The sequence below is a fragment of the Bifidobacterium ramosum genome (genome assembly GCF_009299505.1).
Classification (GTDB): domain Bacteria; phylum Actinomycetota; class Actinomycetes; order Actinomycetales; family Bifidobacteriaceae; genus Bifidobacterium; species Bifidobacterium ramosum.
In genome coordinates this window covers 118,187-143,797 of sequence record NZ_WBSM01000007.1, presented here as the reverse complement: position 1 = coordinate 143,797, position 25,611 = coordinate 118,187, and the positions used below count along the sequence as shown (strand labels likewise).

Here is a 25,611-nt window from a genome sequence, read left to right as displayed (position 1 = left end):
CGGGCGACGCCGATCGCGGCGCATTCGTGACGCATACGTACGGTGAGAGGCGGGTGAAGCGAGACATGTTGAGAATATTCAGCACCATCAACGGCCAAGTGGAGCAGATTCAGAAACCCGAGAACGGTTCGTGGATATCGCTGAGCGAGCCGACCGACGTGGAGCTCGCCACCATCGCCCAGGAGACCGGCATCGATCTGGCCGACCTGCGCGCTCCGCTGGATGACGAGGAACGCTCGCGCGTCGACGTCGAGGACGATTACACGATGGTCATTGTCGACATCCCGACCGTCGAGGAGCGCGGCGGCCGCGACTGGTACGAGACAATCCCGTTGTCGATCATCGTCACGCAGAACCTCATCATCACCGTGTGCATGCAGGACACGCCCGTGCTGCACCCGTTCATGGAGGGCACGATCCGCGGCTTCAACACGTTCATGCGCAGCCGCTTCATCCTGCAGATCCTGTACCGCAACGCGACCATGTACCTGCGCTACCTGCGCATCATCGACCGCGAAAGCGACAAGCTCGAACTCAAGCTCCGCCACTCCATGCAGAACCGCGAGATCGTGATGCTCATGGAGTTGAGCAAGACGTTGGTCTATTTCACCACGTCGCTCAAATCGAATGAAATCGTGATGGAGAAGCTCACCACGCTGAGTCGCATCAAGCAGTATCCGGACGACGAGGACCTGCTCGACGACGTCATCACCGAGAACAAGCAGGCCATCGAGATGGCGAACATCTACAGCGGCGTTCTTGCGAACATGACCGACGCGTTCGCCTCGATCGTCTCGAACAATCTGAACAACGTGATGCGCATCTTCACGATCATCTCGATCACGCTGTCGGTGCCCACGCTCATCTTCTCGATGTACGGCATGAACTTCCAGGAGGGCATGCTCGGCATGCCGTTGAGCGACAAGCCGTGGGGTTTCGTCGCGATCATTCTGATTTCGGTCGCTCTGTCCGCCGTGGTGACATGGTTCCTCACCCGTTCGCGCATGTTCAAGTGAGCGGTCGACCGTTGCCGTCGTTCCATGCGTTGCCGCTGCCGTTGCCCGGTGACGGTGCCGTTGCCGCTGACGTTGCTGCCGCTGCCGCATGGGCGAGACGACGTATGCGTGCGCGCGTGCGTGTGCGGCGTATGGCCGCGGCCGTGTGCGCGTTGATCCTGGCGGCGGTGCCGTTGGCCGGTTGCGGGGCTGCGTCGGAGTCGACGGCGACGGATGGTGCCGGCGTCGTGTCCGCGACGAGTGGCCAGCCGCAGGGGCCGACGGTCACGATCGGCGTCACCTCCGATCTGCCGGGTCTGGGGTACTGGCATGACGGCACGTATTCCGGATTCGACGTCGACGTGGCGACGGCCGTGGCGAAGGCGCTCGGCTATGGCCGCAAGCAGATCGTGTTCGTACAGGTGCGTCCGCAGGATCGGGCGACGGTATTGGACGACGGCCGCGCCGACATGGTGATCGCGGGGTTCGCGATGACCGATGACGCCGCACGGCGAGTCGCATTCGCCGGTCCGTATCTTGACGTGCGGCCGGCGGTGCTGACGCATGACGATACGTCGCTGGACGAGCGTACGGTCGCCGGTCTGTTCATCGCAGCCGATCAGGCCTCCGACGACGATCGGACGTCTGATGATGCGTTGGACACTACCGCGGCGGACGGCGATACTGAGCCGGATCGGAATCTCACGGTGTGCGCGGTGAACGGCACGGCCGTGCGGACGATGATCGCCGGTCATGACGACGTGACGGTAATGACGTTCGACACGTACGGCCAGTGCATGACCGCGCTCATGGCCGGTTCGGTCGACGCGGTCGCCGGCGACAACGCGACGTTGCCGGGGCTGATGCGCGACCGTCGCGGATCGTACCGCATCGTTACGGATCCGTCGGACGATCACGGACTGCAATACGGCATCGCCGTGCGACACGACCGCACCACGCTCGCGCAGCGGGTCGACGACGCGTTGCGGACTATGATCGACAACGGATCGTGGCAACGGTACGTCGATGCCGACCTCGCGCCGTTCGGCTACCGGGCAACGCAGCCGCCGACGATTCCGACCGATTCGGACCGGTGATCGCCGACCGGAACCGACGCCGATCCGGCCGCGATATCACGGTGCGGTCGAATCGCGCGGAAAACGGGCGCAAGTGTCCAGTTGCATGGCAATAATGCACCGTATGGCTAATGAGAAGAACACCGCCGCGCAGGCGGCCGAAGTCCCCGCCGAGCCGTCGTTCCGCTACAACGCGGCGCTCGCGCAGGACATCGAAACCAAGTGGCAGAAGAAGTGGGACGACGAGGGCACCTTCTGGGCCGCCAACGTCAACGGTGACCTCAAGGACGGCAAGGGTCGCAACGCGGACGGCCGCCCGGCCTTCTTCGCGATGGACATGTTCCCGTACCCGTCCGGCAAGGGCCTGCACGTCGGCCACCCGCTCGGCTACCTCGCCACCGACGTGGTGTCGCGCTACCACCGCATGAAGGGCGAGAACGTGCTGCACGCCATGGGCTACGATGCGTTCGGTTTGCCCGCCGAGCAGTACGCCGTGCAGACCGGTCAGCACCCGCGCATCACCACCGAGCAGAACATCGCGAACATGCGTCGCCAGCTGCACCGCATGGGCCTGAGCTTTGACAACCGCCGTTCGTTCGCGACCATCGACCCCGGCTACGTGCGTTGGACGCAGTGGATCTTCTCGCGCATCTACGACGCGTGGTACGACGAGGACGCCAAAAACCCGTCCGGTTCGCAGGGTTCCGCGCGCCCGATCTCGGAGCTCGTCGCCAAGTTCGAAAACGGCGAGAAGGCCATTCCGGGCCATGAGTCCGACGGGGTCGCGTGGGGCGATCTCTCCGAAGCCGAGCAGCAGGACATCCTCAACGACTTCCGCCTCGCCTACATCTCCAAGTCCCCGGTCAACTGGTGCCCGGGCTTGGGCACCGTGCTCGCCAACGAGGAGGTCACCGCCGAGGGCAAGTCCGAGCGCGGCAACTTCCCGGTGTTCCAGCGTGAGCTGCGTCAGTGGTCCATGCGCATCACCGCGTATGGCCACCGTCTGATCGAGGACCTCGACGGCATCGACTGGCCGGAGAAGGTCAAGCTCATGCAGCGCAACTGGATCGGCGAGTCCCACGGCGCGTCCGTGCACTTCACCGTCGAGACGGCGTCCGGCGACAAGGACATGGAGATCTACACCACCCGTCCCGACACGCTCTTCGGCACCACGTTCGCCGTCGTCTCCCCGGAGCACGACCTGTTGCAGTACGTGCCCGCCGAATGGCCGGCCGACATTCCGGACAGCTGGAAGGGCGGCTACGCGACCCCGGCCGAAGGCGTCAAGGCGTACCGTCTGGCCGCCGAGTCGAAGACCGCGAAGGACCGCGTCGAGGAGGCCGGCGAAAAGACCGGCCTGTTCACCGGCCTGTACGCCACCAACCCGATCACCGGTGTGAAGCTCCCGCTGTTCACGGCCGACTACGTGCTCATGGACTATGGCACCGGCGCGATCATGGCCGTGCCGGGCGGCGACCAGCGCGACTACGACTTCGCGACGAAGTACGGTCTGCCGGTCATCTATACGGTTGAGCCGCTGCCGGAATCCGGCGACGATCTCGCGAATTACGAAGGCAAGGCGCCGTTCGTCTCGCACGATGGCATCGTCATCAACTCGTCAGTGGACGCGACCGCGGCGAAGGGCGACGCGCTCTCGCTCAACGGCCTGCGCGTCGACGACGCGATCGCCAAGGTCAACGCGTGGCTCGAGGAGGCCGGCGTCGGTCGCGGCACGGTGAGCTACCGTCTGCGCGACTGGCTGTTCTCCCGCCAGCGCTACTGGGGCGAGCCGTTCCCGATCGTCTACGGCGAGGATGGTACCCCGCATCTGCTGCCGGACTCCGCGCTGCCGATCAACCTGCCGGACGTGCCCGACTACCAGCCGCGCACTTTCGACCCGATGGACGCCGAATCCAACCCGGAGGCGCCGCTGAGCCGCAACGAGGACTGGGTCAAGGTGGAACTTGACCTGGGCGACGGCAAGAAGACGTACTACCGCGACACGAACACCATGCCGAACTGGGCCGGCTCCTGCTGGTACTACATGCGCTACATCGACCCGACCGACACGGCCCACATGGTCGAGAAGGACGAGTTCGACTACTGGATGGGCCCGAACCACAACAAGTACTCGGGCGACGAAGGCGGCGTGGACCTGTACGTGGGCGGCGTCGAGCACGCCGTGCTGCACCTGCTCTATTCGCGCTTCTGGCACAAGGTGCTCTTCGACCTCGGCTACGTGGATTCGGCCGAACCGTTCCACAAGCTGTTCAATCAGGGCATGATCCAGGCGTTCGCCTACACCGACGACCGCGGCCAGTACGTGCCGGCCGCCGAAGTCGAGGAAGGCCCGGCCGGCGCCGACGGCGAACCGACGTTCACCTGGCACGGCGAGCACGTCAACCGCGAGTTCGGCAAGATGGGTAAGAGCCTCAAGAACATCATCACGCCGGATGACATGTACGAGAACTACGGCGCCGACACGTTCCGTCTGTACGAGATGAGTATGGGCCCGCTGGCGGACTCCCGCCCGTGGAACACTCGCAACGTGGTCGGCGGCATGCGCTTCCTGCAGCGCCTGTGGCGCAACGTCGTGGACGAGAACACCGGCGAGGTGCATGTCTCCGAAGACGCGTTGGACGACAAGACGCTCAAGGCGCTCAACAACACGATCGCCGAGGTGACCGAGGAGATGGAGGGCATGCGCCCGAACACCGCGATCTCCAAGCTCATCGTGCTCAACAACCACCTGACCTCGCTCGGCACCGTGCCGCGCGCCGCCGTTGAGCCATTGATCCTCATGCTCTCGCCGATCGCGCCGCACATCTGCGAAGAACTGTGGGCGCGTTTGGGCCACACCGAGTCGCTGGCACACGAGCCATGGCCGGTCGCCGACGAGCGTTACGTCGGCCAGGACACGGTGACCGCGGTCGTGCAGATCAAGGGCAAGATCCGCGCCAAGCTCGAGGTCTCGCCCGATATCGACCCGGCCGAGCTGGAGAAGATGGCGCTCGAGGCCGTCGCCGACCGTCTCGGCGGCAAGACCCCGCGCAAGGTGATCGTCAAGGCCCCGAAGATCGTCTCCATCGTGCCGGCGGAGTAGCGTTCAGGTCCTTCTCTTCGTAGGCGTTTGGCTCCCCTCTGTGAGGGGAGCTGCCAGCCGTAGGCTGACTGAGGGGAGCGGCGGGAGATGCCCTGTTCCCACACTGTCCGCCTCCCCACTCCATTGTGGATAACCGACCATTCGACCACATACCCCGATCCGGCTAGACAAGATGCCCATACATCCCGCACCGTGGATGTATGGGCATCTTGCATACTGGCACCATCGGCATCGGCGACATATCCGGCGCGGTCGCTGCGCGCGGCGTATCGCCGTCCGTCCACGACGTGACGACGACGTCTGATCGTCTGCGCGCACTGGCATCGCCGTCACGATCGTCAACGCGGCCGTTGGTACAGTCGCCAGTCCAACCGCGAGAAAGCGACCACAACACGACGTTGCATCCGCCGCCTCCACCGATCCAATGCGCGGCGACATCATCGAACATCCCATATCCGGTCGACCCCGACGATACGTCGTCCGGCCTGTCGACCGATCCGCCCGACGACACGCGGCCGTATCCGTCGATCGTCACCCGGACCGTTGCCCACACCGATCCATCGATCGAATCGATCGGCACATCATCGGCTCAGCCGCACACGGTGCCCGATACCGCCGCCGAGCCGGACAAGACGGATGCGCGGCGACGCTCCACGCTCGCCGCGCTGGCCGGCGTGCGCTCGACCGACACCGCGCACGAGGAGCATCGGCTACGACGTGACCGTCCGCGGCTTGCCATCCGGCCGATCCACATGTTCGGTGCGATCCTGCTGCTCGCGACGTTGCTGTGCGCCAGTCTGACCATGCTGCTCCAACAGGCGATGCGCTACGAACGTGCGTTGTCCGCGGCTCAGACGTCGGTTTCCGCGGATGGGACGGACGGTGTGAACGCGGTGGCGTCGGATGACGACGTTGATAAAGCGCGTGATGACGCGCGCGACGGTACGGGCAATGATGCGGATGCCGTGGTGCCGGATAGTGCGATGGATGACCGTCTGGCGGACGATACGGGAACGGCCTCGACCATGGAGAACGATACAGACGATGCGGCAAACGGTGCAAACGATAGCGGACATGTTGACGGCGGTGCCGATGCCGCCGACGACGGCAGAATCGACCTCAACACCGCGACCTCCGCGCAACTGCAAACCGTTAAGGGCATCGGGCCGGTCACCGCCGAACGCATCCTCGCGCATCGCGATCGAATCGGTCGATTCACCAGCGTCGACCAGTTGCTCGACATTAAGGGCATCGGCGCGAAAACGCTCGCCAAAATCCGGGATGCGGTGACGGTGCGATGAGCGGGGCAAATGTGATGACCGGGGGAGCGGGCGGAACTGCGCCGCCGCGCCGATGGTCGCGAGATGGTTGCCGTAGCGATCGCGATGGGCGCGATGGCGCCAGTAGACGCGATGGTGTCGGTTGCCGCGATGGGGTACGCGGCGAACGGCGCGATTGGGCGGGCGATGGATTCCAACGCGAACAGGGCAGTTGCGATTGGCGTATGCTGCCAGTCGCGGTTGTCGTGTGGATGGCCAGTCTGACCGCGCATCAGCTCTTCGTGCTGCTGATGGGCGACGGCGAGACGGACATGCTGACGTTGTTCGTCACCGTGACCGCCATGCTCGGCACCTGCGCAGCGTGTGCAACCTACGGAAACTCTCGATATGCGTTGCGGCACGGGCCGGCGGCGATGACGACATCGTCGCCGTCCAGGCGGTGCGGCATGGCGACCCGGGGGCGCGACGGCGATCGCAACTGTGACGTATCAGACCGCATATACGGGGTGACGGCCCAGGTACGCGGATGTGATTCCCCGTCGCCGGTGACCGTCATACGTTGCCGTCGTTGGCTTGAGACTGCCGTCGTTTCATTGCCGGTGCTCGCGATGCTGCTCGTCGCCATCGGTCTGTCGACGGTCAGCACCTTGTCAGCGGCGCTCGTCCAATGGCACGATCCCACCAGCCGGCTCGTCCGGCAGTCCGACGACACCGCCGTCGTCGCGACCGTACGCATCATCACACCACCCACCGTCACCACGTTGCGCGATGCGGACTGTCAGGCCGACGCCGTCATGCAATCGTTGGCAGACGGCATCGTCGCACAATCGTCGCACGCCGCCCTGCGCATGTTCGCATCCGACGACGGCTGCACGACGCTCGCACACGGCGCCACGCTACGCATCCGCGGCGGTCTGCAACCGGCACAGTTCGGCAAACAACCGCTGTGGCTCATCGTCGAACCGGACGCCGCGGTCGAGACCATACGCGCGCCGAACACGATACGGCAAACGATCGCAGCTATGCAACGGTCGTTCTTCACCGTCACCGAGCGACTGTCCGACCAAGGACGCGTGCTCGTGCCGGGACTCACGCTCGGCGTGCTCGGGCAGGACTATGTCAACGTCGGTGGTGGGGTGATGTCGTCGAGCGGTGTGGCAGGGTCGTCGGAGTCGGCCGAATCGTCTGCATCGTCTGTATCGTCCAAGCGATCGGAGTCGGACCGCGCACGGCAGCCGGTCGACGACGCGTACGCCGAACTGATCGAGGACAACTTCCGCCGCTCCGGCATCATGCATCTCATGGCCGTGTCCGGCGGGCACTTCATGCTCGTCGCCGGTCTGATCCGCCGGCTGTGCGCGCGGCTGCTCATGCCGCGGCGGTTGGTCGCCGGATGCGTGTCTGGCGCGTATCTGCTGCTCGCCGCGGCCATGTACCCGTCCGATTCCGTGCTGCGCGCGCTCGTCATGGGACTGCTTGGCGCGGCGGCGATGTTCGTCGGGCGGCGCGGGCAGTCGGTGAGCGCGTTGAGCTGGACGGTGATCAGCGTGATCCTGATCGATCCCGCGATGGCGCGCAGCTACGGGTTCGCGCTGTCCAGTGCCGCGGTGCTTGGCATCGTGCTGTTCGCGGGGCCGATCGGCGACCGGCTTGCCGCGTTGATGCCGCGTGTCGTGGCCGAGATGCTGGCGATGACTCTGGCCGCGCAGTCGCTGACCCTGCCGATCCAGATACTCATGGAGCCTGAGCTTTCGCTCGCCTCCGTACCGGCAAACCTGCTGGTCAGCCCGTTCGTGGGATTCGCAACGATGACCGGACTTGCGGCGTTGCTGGTGTCGTGGGCGAGTCCGTCGCTTGGGTTTGCGCTCGCGTGGACGGCTGGTTGCGGTACGCAGGTGATGGAGCGCGTCGCCGCATGGCTTGCCGCCGGCCGGTACGCCGTGATTCCGTGGGGTGGGGAGGAGTTGCTCGGTGGTGCGTTCGAAGATCTGCTGATGACGTCCGGCAATGTGCCCGCCGCTTTGCTGATGCTCTTCGCCGAGATTGTGTTGGTGGCGGCGACCGTGGTCATGGCACGGTGCGTTCGGTGCCTGCGTGAGGGCGGGCTTGCTGCGTCATTGTGCGGTGGGATGTCCCGTTGTCTGGCGCCGTATCGTCTCGTGTCTGGTGGAAATACCGGCACCGGTGTGGTGGGTGCTGCTGGCGAGGGTGGCGATGCCGAATCGGACGTCGCGGGTACGGGCGATGCTGCGGCAGCTGCTGTTATCGGTGCGGACGGCGATGCCTTGTCCGCGATGTCGGAGCTGCCGGGCGAATCCTTCCGTCCGACCATTCGCGCCTGTATCGCCGTCTGGTTCGCCGACACCGAGACCCTGCTGAGCCACGTCTTCGACAAATGATGTGCGCACCCCTCCCGTGCAGCAGCCCCCTAACTGACAACCAGCCGATTCGTGCACTAAAATCGGCCGGTTGTCCGTTGAGAGGAAGGTTTTCCCGAATTTCTTGCGCTGAGCAGTCGTCAGTGCAAGAAATTCGGGATGAGTGAGCTGATTTCCTGAAAAACTTGCGCTTGGATTCGCTGAGCACAAGGATTTCGGGACGATGGGGCTGTTTCCCCGAATTTCTTGCGCTGACGGAATGACACGGCATGCCAGCGTGTGCATCCCTGGGTTACCCCATAAAAACGGACATGCAGCCGATTCGGCCATCCAAATCGGCTGGTTGTCCGTTGAGGAGGAAGAGCACAAAACCAGAGAACAGAGAACGTTTCTCAAACATCATTGGGCATCATCCCCAGTCTCCAACGGACATACGCCGTTTTTGTCGTCTCAATCGCCTGTATGTCCGTTGAGGGGAAAGGCCGGATTGCAGCAGATATAGCGATAGGTGAGGGAGAGGGGTGTAGCGTTGTTCCCCAAACTGTTCCGCATTGCAATGATTGTAAAAACGGACATACAGCCGATTCGAACATCCGAATCGGCTGTATGTCCGTTAACGATGAGGAACGCCGTGCCGCGATATGGAGCGCATGACGGCGGTTCGGCGATCGTCAGCGCCGATCATCAGCGCGATAGGTCAGCGATCGAGGCGGAAGCCTTGATCGCGTACCGGCGCAGCCATCGCATGACCGGCCATGTCGGCCGTCGCGTTCTTCGCGATCTGATCGCTGAACGCATCCACCGGCCGATCGGTGTTGCGCAGATCGTAATACTGGTGCACGGCCTCGTCGAACGCGGCGAGCGGTGCCAGCGTCGCCTCGTCATCCGCCGGATATGCGTTCTCGAAGAACTGCATCGACCGCGGCATACGCGGCTTCAGCGCCGGCTCTTGATCCGGCTTGCCGATCGCCAGTCCCAGCACCGGATACGTGTACTTCGGCAGCTGCAGCACGTCGATCAATCCGCGCACGTCATTGAGCAGCGAGCCGAGAATCACGCACCCCAGACCGAGCGAATACGCGGCGGTCTCCATCGCATGCAGCGCGAGCACCGCGTCGTTCTGCGCCTGCGCGAAGCGATAGCTGGCGTTCAGCGTGAACGTGTCGGAGTCGGTGTCCACGCCCTTCGATGCGGCGACCGCGGCGTTGCGGTGCTCGTCGAGGACGAACACGTACAGCAGGGGAGCGGTGGCGATGTACGGCTGATGACCGAACTCGGCCATCTTCTGCTTGACGGCGGGATCAGTGATGCGGATGGCGGACCAGTCGTTGAGGAACTGGCTGGACGCGGCGTGCTGCGCGACGGTTTCCAGCGTGGCGACGGTGTCGTCGTCGATGGGGTCCGGCTTGAACTTGCGGATGGAACGACGGTTCAGCAGGGTATCAATGGTGGCGTTATGAATCAGTGTGCTCATGATGCCATTGTCGCGCGGTCCGATGGCCATGCGCAACGTTGGTACGCTCCCGGCGGACACTCGCACGTTGCTCGGCGTATAGCCGTCTTCTCTCTCAACGGACATACAGCCGATAGGCATAGATAAATCGGCTGTATGTCCGTTGAGGAAGAGCAGAACGCAGATGAATGGGATATCGATGCGCGGTTCCGCTCCTCCTCCTTAACGGACATACAGCCGATTTCATCGGTGTAATCGGCTGTATGTCCGTTAGACGGTGAGGGTTGAAAGAGAGGGGAGGAAGGTCCGGATGGGGCGATCAGGGGGAAGGCCGGGCTGGATGCCGTCCCCCTCAACGGACATACAGCCGAAAACCGTGGTCAAATCGGCTGTATGTCCGTTAGAAAGGAGAGGACATATGACGCGGAGGAACGCGTGAAGACAGGCAGCCCCCGGTCGGGCAACCCCCGGTCGGACGGCGTTGGCATAATGGCGGGTGTAATGCAGGGGAACCCGGCGACGGGTTGAGAAAGGCCAAGCGCGGCCTGACCCTTAGAACCTGTTGGCCAACACCAGCGAAGGGAGACATATCATGACATTCGACGCCGCATCCTTCGGTCCGATCACCCCCGACCACATACCGCCGTTCGCGCAACGGCTGCGCGACGCCGCCGACACGGTCTGGGAGGAGGGCTATCGCCAGCCGTTCCTGCGCGAGCTCGGCGACGGCACGCTCGACCGCGAACGGTTCGCGTTCTATCTGCTGCAGGACTACCGCTATCTCAAGGACTATGCGAAGGTCCACGCGCTCGCGCTCACCAAGACCACCGATCCCGAGATCATGACGTTCATGGTCGACGTGCAGAGCGCCGTGTTCAACGTCGAGACCACCGTGCACCGCAAGTACATGGCCGAGTACGGCGTGACCGAGGAGCAGATGGATCACGTGCGCCAGTCCGCGTTCGCCAAGGCGTACACGTCGAACATCCTCGCGATCGCGTATGGCAATCCGCTGGTCGACGTGCTGGTCGCGGTGCTGCCGTGCGCGTGGGTGTACGCCGACTATGGCCGTCGTCTCGCACGCGAGTTCGCCGATACGCTCGACGCGAACCCGTACAAGAGCTGGGTCGACATGTACAAGACGGACGAGTTCTGGTCCGGTTCGGCGTGGCTGATCGAGCATATCGAACGGTTGGTCGACGGGCTGAGCGAGGAGCGCAGGGCCGAGCTCGTGGACATCTTCGTCACCGGCGTGGAGAACGAGTACATGTTCTGGTCGAGCGCGTACGACATGCAGTATTCGTGGAAGCAGGAGTGGTCGCGGTAGCATTGTTTGCGTAAACAATGCTATGGGGGCGGCATGATGATCACGGACGAACAGTCGGCGTACTCCGATCAGCCAAGTCAATCCAGTCGGTCAAGTCAGTCTGATCGGTTCGGTCGATCGGACCAATCAGATCGATCAATTCAATCAGATCAATCAGGACAGCCGGCACCATCCCGGTCGGCGAAACGACGTCCGCGACCGACGCCTCCGCACGACGACCGGCTGCTGCCCGACCCGTTCGTAACCGCGGACGGTGATCGCATTCGCACGCCCGACCAATGGCCCGCGCAACGCGAGCATCTCGTGGATCTGGTGCAGCGCGGCCTGTACGGCACCATGCCGCCCGCCCCGCGCACGCTGCTGGCCACGGTCATGGAACGGCATACGATCTGGCACGGCGACGGTCTCTACGAACTGGTGCGGCTCACGATTCCGGACACGCCCGGCGGCGTACGCATCACGTTCGACGTGCGGGTGTGCCGTCCGACGGATACCGGTCGAACGGATGACGGTCGAACGAATGACGGTCGAACACACACCACCGGCCGCGGTCCGGCGCTGGTGCTGCCCAACTACGCCTCGCCCGACCGGTTCTGCGGGTTTTGCATCCGCGAGGAAATGCTGCGGTCCGCCGTGGAACGCGGCTATACGGTCGCGGGGTTCGAGATCGACGAGGCCGCGCCCGACGACGCCGAACGGTTCTTCGTCAGCCCGTGCCTCCGCGCGTATCCCGGCTACACGTGGCGCGCGTTCGCCGTGTGGGCGTGGCTGCAGAGCCGTGTGATCGACTGGCTGCGCACACAGGAATTCGTGGATCCGGACATGATCGTCGCCACCGGCCATTCCCGGTTCGGCAAGACCGCGTTGTGCTGCGGCGTGACCGACACGCGCGTCGCGGTGACCGCGCCGGCCGGTTCCGGCTGCGGTGGCATGGGATCGCTGCGTCTGCAGGGCAACCGGTTCGGCGAAGGCATCGGCCATTTCGAACGTATCGGCAGCATGGCGCATACGTTTCCGCATTGGGTGCTGCCCGAAGCCGGCGCGTATGGTTCGCCGGATGGCGAGCGGCCGTACCGTGAGTCCGAGCTGCCGTTCGATGCGAACACGCTCGCCGTATGCACGGCACCGCGCGGGCTCATCGTGGTCGAAGGGCTGGATGACGGCGCGGCGAACCAGTTCGGCACGCAGACCGCATGGCTGGCGGCCAGCGAGGTGTACCGGTTCCTCGGCGTGCCGCAGCGGTGCGGCATCCACTACCGCGAGGGCGGCCACGACTACACGCCGGAGGATTGGAACGTCGTGCTGGACTTCTGCGACGCGACGTTGCGCGGCCGGCAGGTCGCGGCGACGTACAAGACGCGTACGGATGGTGATGTTCCGGTCGGATACGACTGGTCGATGCCGCGGTGACCGGCCGATCGGCGGACGTCATGCAGATTCGTGCCTACTGATGACGTCGGGCCGACGTTCGTCGTATGCCATCCGCGACGTTCGCCCGATGTACGACCGATGGCGGCCGACCGTACGCCGTCACATCAGCCGACGACCAACGGCAGCGCGATCAACGCGACGATATAGACGACGGCCAACGCCGCGAACGCCAGATCGGACGGCCGTACACGCAGCTCGTGCCAGTGCGTGCGGCGGATGCCTTCCTCGTAGCAGCGCGCGTCGAGCGCAAGGCTGAGATTGTCGGCGTGACGGATCGCCCCGGCGAACATCGGCACGCATAATGCGGTCATCGCACGTAGCCGGGCGGCGGGCGAGCCGGTCTCGATGCTGCCGCCGCGGGCCGCCTGCGCGTCGGCGATCGCCTTCGCCTCCGTGCCGAGCGTCGGCAGGAACCGCAGTGCGAGGCTCATCACGAGCGCGATTTCCTGCGTATGTACGCCGAGCCGGGCGAGCGGCGACAGCAACGATCCGAAGCCGTCGGTCAGCGCCGTCGGCGTGGTCGTCTCCAGCATCACCGCGCCGAGGATGATCACCAGCGCGAACCGCAACGCGTACAGGACCGCGATCGTGATGCCGTCGTCGGTGACCGGGATCGGGCCGAGTCGCACCAGCACGTCGCCCGACCGCACGAAGAAGATGTTGAGCAGTCCCATGACGACGAACATCGCGAGGAACATGTGCACGGACGCGAGCAGTCGCAACGGGCGGATGCGCGACGCCGCGACGATGCCGGCGACCAGTGCGGCGCCGAGCGCGAGCTGCGCCGGCGTGGCGATCGCGAATGCGGTGAACATCATCGCGAGGAACGTCACCATCTTCACGCGCGGATCGAGCCGTGCGATATACGATGAGTTGCGGGTTGCGCGGGGCTGCGAGGAAGCGGATGAGCCGGCAACACCGGATGGGGGAGTGGTCGGAACCGTCGCCGTTGCATCCCCGCCGCCCAGCATCACCACGCGATCGGCCACCTCCTGCGCCTCTGCCGGCGAATGCGTGATGATGAGCACCGTGACGCCCTGCGACCGCAGCGTGCGGATCAGGTCGTGGATGCGCGCGGTCGCCACGTCGTCGAGACTGGCGGTCGGCTCGTCCATGACGAGCACGCGCGGCCGGCAGGCGATGACGCCGGCGATGGCGACGAGCCGCTGCTGCCCGCCGGACAGACTGAACGGCGAACGGTCGGCGAGATGCTCGATGTGCAGTAATCGCATCGCCTCGGTGACACGCGCGGCGACGTCGTTCTCGCTGAGCTGCTGGTTGCGCGGGCCGTAGGCGATGTCGTCGGCCACGGTGTCGGCGAACAGCTGCCGCTCGGGATGCTGCATGACGAAGCCGACCGTGCGGCGCAGGCGTGCGCGCTGCCGGCGGTCGAGCGTGCGCGGACGGCGCGCGGTGCCGTTGCTACTTGCCGCCACGGGGATGCCGGCGACGGTGATCGACCCGGATGTGGGCGTGTCGAGCGCGCACAGAAGTCTCGCCAGCGTGGATTTGCCGGCGCCGTTTTCGCCCATGATCGCAATGGTTTCTCCGGATGTGACGGTCAATGAGAGATCGTTGATCGCCGGTGCGTCGGACGACGGGTAGCGGTAGGTCACATGACTGACGGTGATGGCCGGAACGTCGGCCGGCAATGCTGCGTGGTCCGTCGTTGACCGATGTTCTGGTGCGACCGTCGATCGCGCGTCGGCCGGGGGAGTGGCCGTCTCCGCGATATTCCGCGACGGATGTCCGTCGGATCGTCCGTCGTCCGCCGTCGTGACATGGTCTCGCGCCGGCGCAACCGCAACGTCCTCGACGATCCGGCCATCCTGCAACCGCACCACGCGGCCGGCACGTACCACTTCGTCGTCGTGATGCGTCACGTGCACGATCGTCGTGCCGCGGGCATGCAGTTCGTCGAGAATCCGCATGACCTCGGCACGCGCGGCCGGATCGAGCATCGCGGTCGGCTCGTCCAGCACCAGCATGGCCGGATGCATCGCCAGCATGTCGGCGATCGCGACGCGCTGCTGCTGCCCGCCGCTCATCCGCGTCGGATCGTCGAACCGATGTGCGGCCATATCGACCGCATCCAGTGATTCGTTGATCCGTGCTCCGATCGTCGCCCGGTCCAATCCCAGATTCTCCGGGCCGAACGCCACGTCGTCCGCCGTGACCGTGGTGACGAGCTGGTCCTCCGGATTCTGGAACACCGCGCCGATCGAACGCCGGGCCGCACGATACTCCGCCGGATCCGCACCGAAACCGGCGGCATGTCGCGCGGCATCGGCAGGGTCAGCGGCGGCATCGGCGGCATCGGCATCGTTCGCGACGTCCAACGAAAACACATGATGGCCGAGCAGCGTGACGTCGCCGTCGTCCGGTGCGGCAAGCCCGGCGACGAGCCGCGCGAGCGTGGACTTGCCGGAGCCGTTCGCGCCGGTCAGACATACGTATTCGCCGGTGCGCACGGTGAGGTCGACGCCGTCCAGCGCCCAGTGTTCGCCGCCGTCGTAGCTGAACCGGATGCCGGTGAGCGTTGCCGCGATGGATGCCGTAGGTTCGGTCATGAATGGTTCCTTATGCGAAAACGGGCGTCGGCATGTCATGAACAGAGCGGAATCATAGGTCTTTCTGACATGCGAACGCCCGCATATGGGTGGTGCGTGATCGATACGCGTCCGGTCTACTTGTCGAGCAGCGTGGTGATCGGCTTGTAGATCAGGAACGTGACCACGCCGTGGATCGCGAACTTGAGCAGGTTGAACGGCAGCAGGGCCGGCACGATGAGCGCGGCCACCTGTGCGACGGTCATGTGCGCGTAGATCGGGGTGACGATGAGGTTGCCGACGATCGCGATGGCCAGCGCGCACACCGCGCCGACGATCAAACCGATGATCGCGCCGTTGCGCGTGCGGTTCTTACGGTAGATGACCGCGGCCGGCACGGAGAGGAACAGCGCGACGAGCACGGCCATGAGCGTGCCCCACGGATCCATGAACAGGTGCGGCACGAAGCCGAGCACGCTCACGATCGCGGCGGCGGCCGGGCCGAACGCGAAGCCGGCGATCAGCGCCACGATGCCGGACGGGTCGTATTTGAGCCACTGGATGCCCGGAATGATCGGGAATTCCACGAAACTGGTGGCCATCGCGAGCGCGACGAACAGCGCGTACATGGCGATGCGACGGGTGGACCAGCGGCCCGAGTCGGCCACGCCGGTCGAATGCGCGGTGTCCGGGCGCGACGAGGTGGCGCTGCTGGTGCTGGTGGCGTTGGTGGTATGCGAAGAGACACTCATATCGAGCTCCGTTTCTTCCATCCGGACTGTAACCGTTGGCCCCGGAATCTCACCGGATCAGCCGCTTGCGCGGGTCGCGGGCTTGCGCGTGAGCGGCCGTTATGATGTCGGCCGTGCGTTTACCGCCAGTAAGGATTTTCACCTTCCCTGAAACTTACGTGCTCCATGTATACGCCCACCCCCGGATTTGCGCCGGCAGCATAGTCTGCTACGCAGTCAGTGGTTCTCGAGTAATCCGATGGTGTAGATGGGAGCGTACAGGATCTTTTCCTCCTGAGAAATGTTGCATGGGCCGAACACATAGCCGGTATCGAGATGGTACTTGGATTCCGCCAGTACGTTGTCCATTGCGTGGTGACGTTTGTATGATTTGCCGGATTTGATTTCTATGGGCAGTACGTTGTCGTTACGGTCTTGGATGAGGAAATCGAGTTCGCCGAGTTTCTTGCTGTTGAAATAATACAGGTTGAATCCCTGTGCGCTGAGCTCTTGGGCCGCGGCGTTTTCGTAGATGGAGCCGTAGTTGATATCGGGTTCTCCGTCAAGCACTTCGATGGCGGTTTTCCTGAGGAACGAGCCGGTAAGCAGTCCGACATCGTTGTAGAAAAGTTTGAACAGGTTGCGTTCCTTGCTCATCTCCAGTGGTGAGCAGGGTTCGTCCACGTTGTATGCCGCAATGGCGACGTCGGCTCCGACAAGCCAGTCGAAGTCGGACGCGAGCGCTTGGAATCGTGCTGTCTTATCGATTTTCGCGAAGGTGAATCTCTTGTTGGGATTGTTGAGTTCGCTGGGTACCAGATCATAGATGGTTCGTATATGCAGTCGATCCGCCTTGTGCGCGTATTGGCTGATGTCTCGGCGGTATTCGCGTTTGATGTTCTCCTGGATGGTGCGGACACCCAGAATGCTACCGTCGGCGCAGAATGAATCCACGGCGGCGGGCATGCCTCCGACCACGAGGTATTTGGCGTACAGATCCATGAGCCGTCGATGAATGAATGCGTCGATTTCGCGGCGCTGTTCGAAATGATCTCGTAGTACGGCGAATATATTGTCCCCAATGTTCTGAGACCAGCAGAATTCCTCAAAATCCAGCGGATGCATGTCAAGTTCGCTCATATAGCCGACGGGTACCGAACGAATGTCTTCCAATTCGACACCGAGCAGCGAACCGGAGAGCGCATAGTCGTATCTTCCGTCATCCACGAGGAATTTGATGGCGGTGACGATTTCCCGACATTGCTGTACCTCATCGAAGAAGATCAGCGTCTTACCGGGGACCAATGGCGTGTCCACGGCGAGTTCGAGACGCATCAGCAGGTTCTTTGCATCACGCGGAGTGCTGAACAGGCTGATGAGTTCGGGATTCTCGATGAAATTGAGTTCCGCCACGTATTCGTAATGGGTTCTGGCGAAATGACGGATGCTGTAGGTCTTGCCGATTTGCCGGGCCCCGGTGACCAGCAGAGCCGTGCGTCGTGGAGCAGCGTGCCAGCGTTCGAGGTCGGTCTCGATTTTTCTTTTCAGCATAGGGTCCTCCGTTGGTGCGTGCGTTTCGGTCGCGCTCCTGATGACACGTTTTCAAACCAGAATAACTATTCTGAATCACGTTTTCAAACCAAAATATGGCAATTATGCCACGTTTTCAAACCAAAGATACGGGCTGTTGCCGCGATTGCCCAGCGGTTTTGATGTTGCTGCGGCAATGGGATGCGCGGCATGTTCGCTATGCGGGAAGTGTCGTGATGGGTGGGACGGGGATACGGGGGTACGGCGTGTCGTATGCCCCCGTTGTTGAAAACGTGTGCACGTGTCGAACCGGTTACTGATTGATCAGTTGCAGTGCGGCAACGTAGTTTAACGAGATAAGTACGACACTGTAAGCGGTTACCCTATGGCGCATAGACAGTTTGCAAACGTTTGCGTAATAGTACAGGGAAGTGTGAAGTATCTAGATTTTTACTGATAATTTGCCTGATTTTCGTGTCGCGGGGGGGGGGTAATCATGGCCTCGAAATCGCGAAGGCGAGACGATATCGAGAGACCGAAAGGTGCAGCGATGAACTGGAAGCCTCGGAGTGCAGATCTCCGGAACCGTGACTGCGGCGATGCCGTGCGTCGCATCGTTCCGTCGCGCCTGCGCCGCGGCATCGCCGTCGCCGTCTCGCTGTCCATGACGCTGGCGTGCGCGGTGCCGTCCGCCTACGCGCAGAACGCCGGCGTTGCCAATACGTCCACCTCCGACGTGACCGTCATCTCCAACGGCAAGGTCGTGACCGACAATACCGTCGTGTCCGCGGCGGAGTCGCTCGCCCGGCAGCGTACGGCCGAGGCGGATGATGCAGCCGGCACCGTTGGCGCGAACGGTGCGGCCGATACCTCTAATACGAACGGTGCGTTCGACAATGACGGTAATACTGTATTCGCGAACGACAACGTGTTCGGTTCCAGCAACGGCCTGACCGCCGGCGACGCGGCGGTCGTGCAGACCAACGACTCCGCCGATGCTGCCGATGCCGACACCCGGACCGCTGATGAAACAACCGTCGATCAGAACAATGACGGCGTTCAGTCCTCGGCCGACGCATCCGACCAGTCCGACGGCACCCAGCAGACTGATGCCCCGTCCGAAACCACATCCGCCCAAGCCGACGCCGCCGACGCCCTCGGCGGCCGCGACTTCGCCGGTCAGGTCACCAAGACCATCAACGGCAAGACCTACATCCTCATCGGCAACGAACAGCAGCTGCGCGCCATCGGCACGGGCAAGAAGGTGACGAAGCCGATTTGGTCGATCACACAGCAGTACCAACAGACCGGCAGCGTGCTCGGTGTCCCGACCTATGGATGGAAGGATGTCGCCGATTCCAAGCAGGTGGTCTACACCGGTGATGCCGATCTGGGCACGACCGACACCCTTGACGAGGGCAACAGCGCGAAGATGGACGAAACCGGCATCGTGGGAGTGGGGCACACCCGTCTGCGCTATGTCACCGTCGACGATAACGGTAACGAAGTGACCGCGAAGACGCTTCTTATCGGCGGCAACAACACGCTCGTCGATGGCGTCACCTACACCAACACCGCCAACTACATCATCTTCCGCGACATCGATCTGTCCGAGAACGCGGCCGACCGGAACAACACCAACTGGACGCCGCTCATGTTCTCCGCGATCATGCTCGGCGCGAAGTCGCAGGATCCCGGCACGGCACAAACGCTCTGGAACGGCATCAACGCCGAAGGCGATGCCGTCACCGATAAGGCGGACCGCCCCACCATCTCGAAGGTCGTTGTCCGTCAGACCGGCAGGATCAATCATCAGCAACAGTCCGGCATCGGCTTCTTCGGTACGATCAGCAATCAGGTCAGTCTGGACAAGAGCGCCGGTGGTCTGAAGTCGCTGCGTGAAACCGTGGTCTCCAACATTCGGCTGAATGACGTCTCCGTATCCAACGAATCCACCGAAACCGAGGAAACCACGACATTGGTGTCGGCATTGACCGATCTGCTGGGATTCCTGCTGGGCACGGTCATCGGCGGCTTGGTGGATACGCTCGCCAAACTCGTTGGTTTGGACCTCGGGCTGAAGGACATCCTTACCGGCCTGTTGAACGTCAGGGCGGCCGATCCGTCGCTGTTCGCCACCGGCGCGTTCGCCGGACGCATCGACGGCGACGTGACCGTCAGCAGATGCGAGGTCGCGAATGTGACCGTGTCGAACGTGAAGGGCATGACCGGCGGATTCGTCGGCTACGCGACCGGCGAAACCCAGTATGAGATCGTTTCGGCCGCGTTGGGCGCGATCATCGATGTGCTCGCGCAGATCCTCAGTTATATTCCCGGTCTTGGTCTGGGCGATTTGGTCAAGTGGCTGCTGAACGGCGGTCTGATCAAGGTGGGGAGCCTTATTCCGATCGGATATTACAATCCGACGCTGTCCGGCAACACGGTCGTCGATTTCCGACAGGGCACGGTCATCGGTTCGGACGCGCAGGACTACGCCGGCGGTTTCGTCGGCAATCAGATCGGCGCGATCATCGAGAACTCGTCGGTGACCAGTGCCGAGGCGTACACGGTGAAGGCCCACATGTACGCCGGTGGTTTCGCCGGTGTGACCCGTAACGGTGTGCTTGAGGGCACCTTGGAGAATCTGGGCGTCGACCTGTATCAGGCGGCCCAGCCGCAAAGCCTGATCGAAGGGTCCTCGGTCGAGGCACAGTCGGTGACCGTGAACGCGGCCAGTTTCGCGGGCGGTTTCACCGGCGCACTGGCGAACAGCTTCGCCGTGAACGATACGGTGCGGGGCGGTGTCGACGTGACCGCATCCGGTGTCAAGGACCCCAGCGGGCAGACGGAAACCACGCTTGCATACGCCGGCGGCTTCGCCGGCATCGAAACGTTGGGCTGGCTGACCGCTCTGGGCCAGTACTCGACCGATAAGAACCAGTACAACCTGCTTGAGTCGGTCGGCACGATTCTGAAGGACGCGCTCACCGGCAATCATGACGCCTCCGCGTTGCTGAGTCTGGTCGGCATCGCGCCGTCCGCCATCCTCGGCCTCACCATGAGCGGCACCATAACCGTGTCGTCCGCGCATGATTATGCGGGCGGCATCGTCGGCCGTGGTGACGGTGCGACCATTGCTCGTTCCGATGCGGAGCATCTGACGAGCTACCCGTTCTGGAAGACGAAGCATGCGCGTGCCTTCCCCACGGCACAGGATAATTCGGTCACCGGTTTGCAGTCCGTGACCGCGCAGGGTTCGTATGCAGGCGGCATCGCGGGGCAGCTCGGCACCGCATCCATCGGCGGCATCGTCAATGACACGATCGGTCTGGGTGGCTATCTGCCATTCGAGGTAAGTGCATTGAGCGTCGCCGGCACCACAGACGCCGGCTACACGGTCACGGCGAGCGGCGACTACGCGTCCGCCGGCATCGGCAAGGCCACCGGCGGCCGCATCGGCAAGGCCACGACCGCCTATAAGACGAAGGACGCGGACGGCAACGAGATCAACCCCGTTCCCGACACGGCGGGCGTGACGCTCGACAACGTCGCCTCCGTCACCGCGAACAACTACGCGGGCGGCTTCATCGGCGTGTCCGGTCCCGGTGATCTCGTCGGCTCGGACGGTCTGAACCTGCTCGGTCTGGGCGCGCTGAAGATCAGCGGTCTGCTGTCCGTGGCCCAGGGCGTGATGGTCGAAATCGAAGCGGCGAACGTCAACGGCATCGCCCGTGGCATGACCGTCGCCGCCAAGGGCGCGTACAAGAAGGACGATCCGACCACGTACTATGCCGGTGGTTTCCTCGCACAGTCGAACAGCACGCAGGTCGCGGACGCGCACGTCGACAACCTGCACACGGTTACGGCGGACGGCGCGGCCGGCGTCGCTGGTGGTTTCGTCGCACTGTCCGAAACCGGCGGACTGGCCGACGTGGCCGACAAGGATTCGATCCTCGACCTCGTGAAGATCGACGGCGGACTGCTCAAGGCGGTGTCGTACCTGATTCCGAAATACGACAACGTGGACGTCCGCTACGTCAACAGCGGCTCCGTGACCGCCAATATCGCCGGCGGCTTCACCGGCGACTTCCAGAGCGGCACGGTCGACGACACCGTAAAGGGCGAGAAGGACGCGTGGGCCGTCTACAACCTTGACACCGTGACCGGCGGCGCCTATGCCGGCAGCTTCGGCGGCAAGGTGCATTCCGGCGCGCTCGCCAGCTCGGACGGTGGCATCAGCGTGCTCGGCAATCTTGGCGACGGCGCGTTGACCATCGGCGCCGATGACCTGGCCTCCATCGCCAACGCGTACGTACCCGTCATCACCAATGCGGGCGTGCACACGGACGCCACCACGCAGGAAACCACGAGCGGCCGCACCATCACCGATCCCGACGATCCGGGCCTGACCGTGACCGCGACGACGATCGCGTCCACCGACTCGAATTCGGGCTCGGCCGGCGGCTTCATCGGCTACGGCTCCGGCGTGCAGGTGTCGAACTGCGACCTGACCCAGCTGCGCCGCACGGATGTGAAGGCTCCGAAGAACCTCGAAACGACCGGTTCGATCGACGACACGTACCTGTCTTCGGCCAGCGCATACGCGGTGACCGGTGCCCGATACGCGGGCGGTTTCATCGGCAAGATGGACATCGGCTCCGCGGCGTCCGTCGGCGGCGGTCTGAAGATCCTCGGCAAGAGCATCGGCATTCAGAACGTGCTGACCGTCCTGTCGGCCGTCGTCTCCACGATCGAGCACTCCGACGTGACCGGCGGCATCGGCGGCTACTCCGTACTCGCCTCCAACACGGACGACCAGAGCAACGCGCTCGGCATGGCCGGTGGTTTCGCCGGTCAGATCAAGGGCGGCCACATCCAGGATTCCAGCTCGCACGAGTTCGTCTACATCATCGGCCAGATCTCCGCGGGCGGCTATGTCGGCACGATGCAGCCGGGTGCCGCGGCGGACATCCTCGGTGATGCGACCATTCTCAGCAGCATCGTCGATGTCAGCGACGCCGCCAGCCTCGTGCAGGACTTCGTACCCACGATCCGCAACTCGTCCACCGACGCGGCGATCTGCGGCGGCGCGGTGCGCGCCCAGGGAACCTCCGACGGCACGACCCGCCGCGGCATGGCCGGCGGCTACGTCGGCCACGACAACGGCGGCCACATCTGGGGTCTGAACGACGCCTCGTGGAAGAACGAGAACCATAAGGACGGCGCGAACAAGGGCAAGTACAGCGGACCGCAGAAGGTCGCGTACGCGGCCCGCATCCGCAGCGTCTACGGCCAGGAGATCGCCGGCGGCTACACCGGACTCATGGAACCGGGCAGCACGGCGGAAACCGGATCCATCGGCCTGCTGAAGGGCCTGATCAAGATCGACAACCTTGCGGGCGTGCTCGCCGTCGTCTATCCGACCGAACAGCACACCAAGGTCACCGGCCCGCTGCGCAACGCGAGCATCGACCAGTGGAATACGTGGGTGAACAACATCGGCAAGTACAGTGCGTACGGCAAGGAATTCACCGACATCGCCAAGAACGTCAAGAACAAGACGATCACGACGCAGGAAGACTTGGACGCGTACCTCAACGGTTACGTGTTCGGCTTCAATGTCGTCGCCGGACGCGGCAAGTATGCGTCGGGCGCGAACCTGCGCGATTCCGGCGTGGCCGGCGGCCATGTGGGAATCATGATCACCGGCGTGATCACCGACGGGCAGTCCGAGGACGTGAAGACCGTGAGCGCCATGCGAGCCGTCGGCGGATATGCCGGCACGATGGAAGCCGGCCAGGCCGCGACATTCGGCAGCCTCAACCTGCTGGGTCTCGACGTCGATCTGGGCAAGCTGGTCGGCGTGGCGAAGGTGTTCGTGCCCGTCGTCAAATCGTCCGGCGTGATCGGCTGCCGCAAGGGCATGAAGGTGTCCGCCACCGGCAGCAGCGTCACGAACGGCACCGGCAACGCCGGCGGCTACGTCGGCATGGGCGTGGGCGCGCAGCTGTGGGGCGATCTCGACTCCAACGGCGACGATCTACCGTCCGGCAGCACCGCGAACAAGGCGGCGGGCGTGAACGTGACCAACCTGCGCAAGGTGTCCGGCCGCAACAATGTGGGCGGCTACATCGGCCTGGCCACGAGCGGTGCGACCGCGGACTTGGACCTGAACTCGTCCGACGGGTTCCTGCAGCGACTGCTGAATGGTCTGATCTCGAACCCGACCGAACTGGTGCGGGTCCTGCAGGCCACGATCGTCACGATCCGCGGCGCGCATGTGAGCGCGGACAGCAACGAATGGGGCTACACCGTCGAAGGCGCCTACAGTGACGAGAGCGGCGCGACCAAGTACGCGTTGAACGCGGGCGGTTTCGCCGGCAGCCTGCAGGCCGCGATCCTCGGAGACAAGGATTCCGCGAAGTCCAACGACTCCACTCAGGACGTGGACGTGTCGAAGGATCCCGCCGAGCTCGTCGTCACCGGATTGCGCGCCGTGGAAGGCGGCCAGTACGCGGGCGGCTTCTTCGGCCTCGCGGACGTGTCGTCCGTCGCATCCGTCGGCGGCAACGAGGTCGAGCCGAACCAGAACACGAACATCCTGCTCGGTCTGCTCAAGACCAACGAGATCGGCGTGCTCGAAGCGTTCCGCACGTTCATCTACGGCGCCCGCGTGACCGGCGTATCGGACGGCATCCAGGTCAAGGCGCACGAGTCGACCACGAGCGGCGTCATGGATTCGACCCGGTTCACCGGCGCGGCCGGCGGCTTCGGCGGCGGACTCATCAACGGTTCCGTCAAGCAATCCAGCGTCGCGAACCTCAACAGCGTGACGGGCGTCAACTATGTCGGCGGCTTCATCGGCCATCTCGGCAAGTCCGGCACCGTCAGCGCCGAAAAGGTCAACGCACTCGGCCAGATCCTCAACGTGACCGCCGGCGTGCTCAACATCTGGGGCTCGCACGTCGAGAACTCGAAGGTTTCAGGCATCAGCGCCGGATATACGGTCACGGCCACGCACGGCGGTACCGAGCACGGTCGCGGCGAAACCAATGCGACGGGTCGAGAAGTGGCCGGCGGTTTCGTCGGATACGCCGATCTCGCTCGCATCAAGAGCTCGCATGTGACCGGACTGAAGAAGGTCACGAGCGGGGAACTGGCCGGCGGATTCGTCGGCGAGACCAAGCGCGCATACCTGGTCGATGCGGAAGCCAACTCGGTGCTGCTGAACGTCCTGTTCACCATCGTCAACGAACTGGTCAAGGCGCTCTATCTGCCCGAGGCCGAGCGTCTCGATGTGATCGACCTGGGCAAGTTGCTGCCAGGCGTCAGCAAGGTGTTCAATCTGAAGGTGCTGTCGGACGGTGATCTGCTGTACGTGAACCTGCTCGGACTGAAGATCAGCGTCGCGCTGTCCAAAGCCGATGCCGAGAACCAGCAGCAGACCGATGTGGCGATCATCACGATCGGCGATTCGACCATCAAACTGCCCTGTTCCAAGGATGGCATCGACGACCCTGAGGAGAACCGTGCGAATCTCTCTGGGGGTACCCACCGGCTCCGGGCTCCACGAGGTATCGTGGCCCGGAGCCTTTTGTTTCCAACGGTTTCAGGCCGTCAGCCTGGCCTTCAGCCGCGCGCACAGGAAACCCGGCGGTGGCCGCTGCCACCAAAGATGCACCTCCGTCGCCGTTCATGCCACGCATCATCTGCTCGTACATCGACGCGTCCAGAAGGTAGAGGGGCGAGACGTTGAGG

The 25,611-nt window shown here is 63.7% G+C and carries 12 protein-coding genes and 2 riboswitches; of the genes, 8 read left to right on the top strand and 4 right to left on the bottom strand.

Features of this window, described 5'->3' with window-relative positions; genetic code table 11:
* The first annotated feature begins 65 nt into the window (after nucleotides 1-65).
* The 5 genes from DSM100688_RS07560 (at nucleotide 66) to DSM100688_RS07540 (ending at nucleotide 8,853) form a co-directional block, all read left to right on the top strand.
* Nucleotides 66-1,016, top strand: coding sequence for a magnesium transporter CorA family protein (locus DSM100688_RS07560; protein ID WP_152358487.1), 951 nt, complete (start codon nucleotides 66-68; stop codon nucleotides 1,014-1,016).
* A complete protein-coding gene (locus tag DSM100688_RS07555; RefSeq protein ID WP_163146915.1) occupies nucleotides 1,013-2,092 on the top strand; it encodes a transporter substrate-binding domain-containing protein in 1,080 nt (359 codons plus the stop codon). The genes DSM100688_RS07560 and DSM100688_RS07555 overlap by 4 nt, the downstream gene beginning before the upstream one ends.
* 94 nt (nucleotides 2,093-2,186) lie before the next feature.
* Nucleotides 2,187-5,174, top strand: a complete 2,988-nt coding sequence (gene leuS, locus DSM100688_RS07550) for a leucine--tRNA ligase (RefSeq protein ID WP_420837493.1) — start codon at nucleotides 2,187-2,189, stop codon at nucleotides 5,172-5,174.
* 200 nt (nucleotides 5,175-5,374) lie between these two features.
* Nucleotides 5,375-6,475: a ComEA family DNA-binding protein gene (locus tag DSM100688_RS07545; RefSeq protein ID WP_152358484.1), complete on the top strand. Its 1,101-nt coding sequence runs from the start codon at nucleotides 5,375-5,377 to the stop codon at nucleotides 6,473-6,475.
* A gap of 578 nt (nucleotides 6,476-7,053) precedes the next feature.
* Nucleotides 7,054-8,853: a ComEC/Rec2 family competence protein gene (locus DSM100688_RS07540; RefSeq protein WP_240811848.1), complete on the top strand. Its 1,800-nt coding sequence runs from the start codon at nucleotides 7,054-7,056 to the stop codon at nucleotides 8,851-8,853.
* A gap of 676 nt (nucleotides 8,854-9,529) precedes the next feature.
* On the opposite strand, the gene DSM100688_RS07535 is transcribed toward DSM100688_RS07540, so the two are convergent.
* Complete coding sequence (locus DSM100688_RS07535; protein ID WP_204316719.1) at nucleotides 9,530-10,297, bottom strand: nitroreductase family protein; 768 nt, start codon at nucleotides 10,295-10,297, stop codon at nucleotides 9,530-9,532.
* 483 nt (nucleotides 10,298-10,780) lie between these two features.
* Nucleotides 10,781-10,887: riboswitch (TPP riboswitch) on the top strand.
* Between DSM100688_RS07535 and tenA the strand changes: the two genes are divergently transcribed.
* On the top strand, nucleotides 10,878-11,612 hold the full coding sequence (gene tenA / locus DSM100688_RS07530) for a thiaminase II (protein ID WP_163146917.1): 735 nt from the start codon (nucleotides 10,878-10,880) through the stop codon (nucleotides 11,610-11,612). Its footprint overlaps the riboswitch before it by 10 nt.
* 303 nt (nucleotides 11,613-11,915) lie before the next feature.
* Entirely contained in the window at nucleotides 11,916-13,022 is a 1,107-nt protein-coding gene (locus tag DSM100688_RS07525; RefSeq protein WP_152358481.1) for a glucuronyl esterase domain-containing protein, read from the top strand.
* A gap of 125 nt (nucleotides 13,023-13,147) precedes the next feature.
* Here DSM100688_RS07525 and DSM100688_RS07520 read toward each other — a convergent pair whose 3' ends face one another.
* The 3 genes from DSM100688_RS07520 to DSM100688_RS07510 all read right to left on the bottom strand — a co-directional run bounded on the left by DSM100688_RS07520 (nucleotide 13,148) and on the right by DSM100688_RS07510 (nucleotide 17,874).
* The gene (locus tag DSM100688_RS07520) at nucleotides 13,148-15,613 is read right to left on the bottom strand and encodes an energy-coupling factor transporter ATPase (protein ID WP_152358480.1); all 2,466 of its coding nucleotides are present in this window, start codon (nucleotides 15,611-15,613) and stop codon (nucleotides 13,148-13,150) included.
* A 116-nt stretch (nucleotides 15,614-15,729) separates the two neighbouring features.
* Nucleotides 15,730-16,344: an ECF transporter S component gene (locus tag DSM100688_RS07515; RefSeq protein ID WP_163146918.1), complete on the bottom strand. Its 615-nt coding sequence runs from the start codon at nucleotides 16,342-16,344 to the stop codon at nucleotides 15,730-15,732.
* Nucleotides 16,345-16,349: 5 nt separating this feature from the next.
* Nucleotides 16,350-16,503, bottom strand: a riboswitch (FMN riboswitch).
* 57 nt (nucleotides 16,504-16,560) lie between these two features.
* Nucleotides 16,561-17,874: an ATP-binding protein gene (locus tag DSM100688_RS07510; protein WP_152358478.1), complete on the bottom strand. Its 1,314-nt coding sequence runs from the start codon at nucleotides 17,872-17,874 to the stop codon at nucleotides 16,561-16,563.
* A 583-nt stretch (nucleotides 17,875-18,457) separates the two neighbouring features.
* Here DSM100688_RS07510 and DSM100688_RS07505 point away from each other — a divergent pair.
* Nucleotides 18,458-25,609 carry a cell surface protein gene (locus tag DSM100688_RS07505; RefSeq protein ID WP_152358477.1) on the top strand — a complete coding sequence of 2,384 codons (7,152 nt, stop codon included), beginning with the start codon at nucleotides 18,458-18,460 and terminating at the stop codon, nucleotides 25,607-25,609.
* Nucleotides 25,610-25,611 lie beyond the last annotated feature (2 nt).

What these genes read in the sequence shown, in the direction of transcription:
- DSM100688_RS07560 (WP_152358487.1), top strand. Translation starts at nt 66, where the DNA reads ATGTTGAGAATATTCAGCACCATCAACGGCCAAGTGGAGCAGATTCAG.
- leuS (WP_420837493.1), top strand. Translation starts at nt 2,187, where the DNA reads ATGCACCGTATGGCTAATGAGAAGAACACCGCCGCGCAGGCGGCCGAA.
- DSM100688_RS07545 (WP_152358484.1), top strand. Translation starts at nt 5,375, where the DNA reads ATGGGCATCTTGCATACTGGCACCATCGGCATCGGCGACATATCCGGC.
- tenA (WP_163146917.1), top strand. Translation starts at nt 10,878, where the DNA reads ATGACATTCGACGCCGCATCCTTCGGTCCGATCACCCCCGACCACATA.
- DSM100688_RS07520 (WP_152358480.1), bottom strand. Translation starts at nt 15,613, where the DNA reads ATGACCGAACCTACGGCATCCATCGCGGCAACGCTCACCGGCATCCGG.
- DSM100688_RS07515 (WP_163146918.1), bottom strand. Translation starts at nt 16,344, where the DNA reads ATGAGTGTCTCTTCGCATACCACCAACGCCACCAGCACCAGCAGCGCC.
- DSM100688_RS07510 (WP_152358478.1), bottom strand. Translation starts at nt 17,874, where the DNA reads ATGCTGAAAAGAAAAATCGAGACCGACCTCGAACGCTGGCACGCTGCT.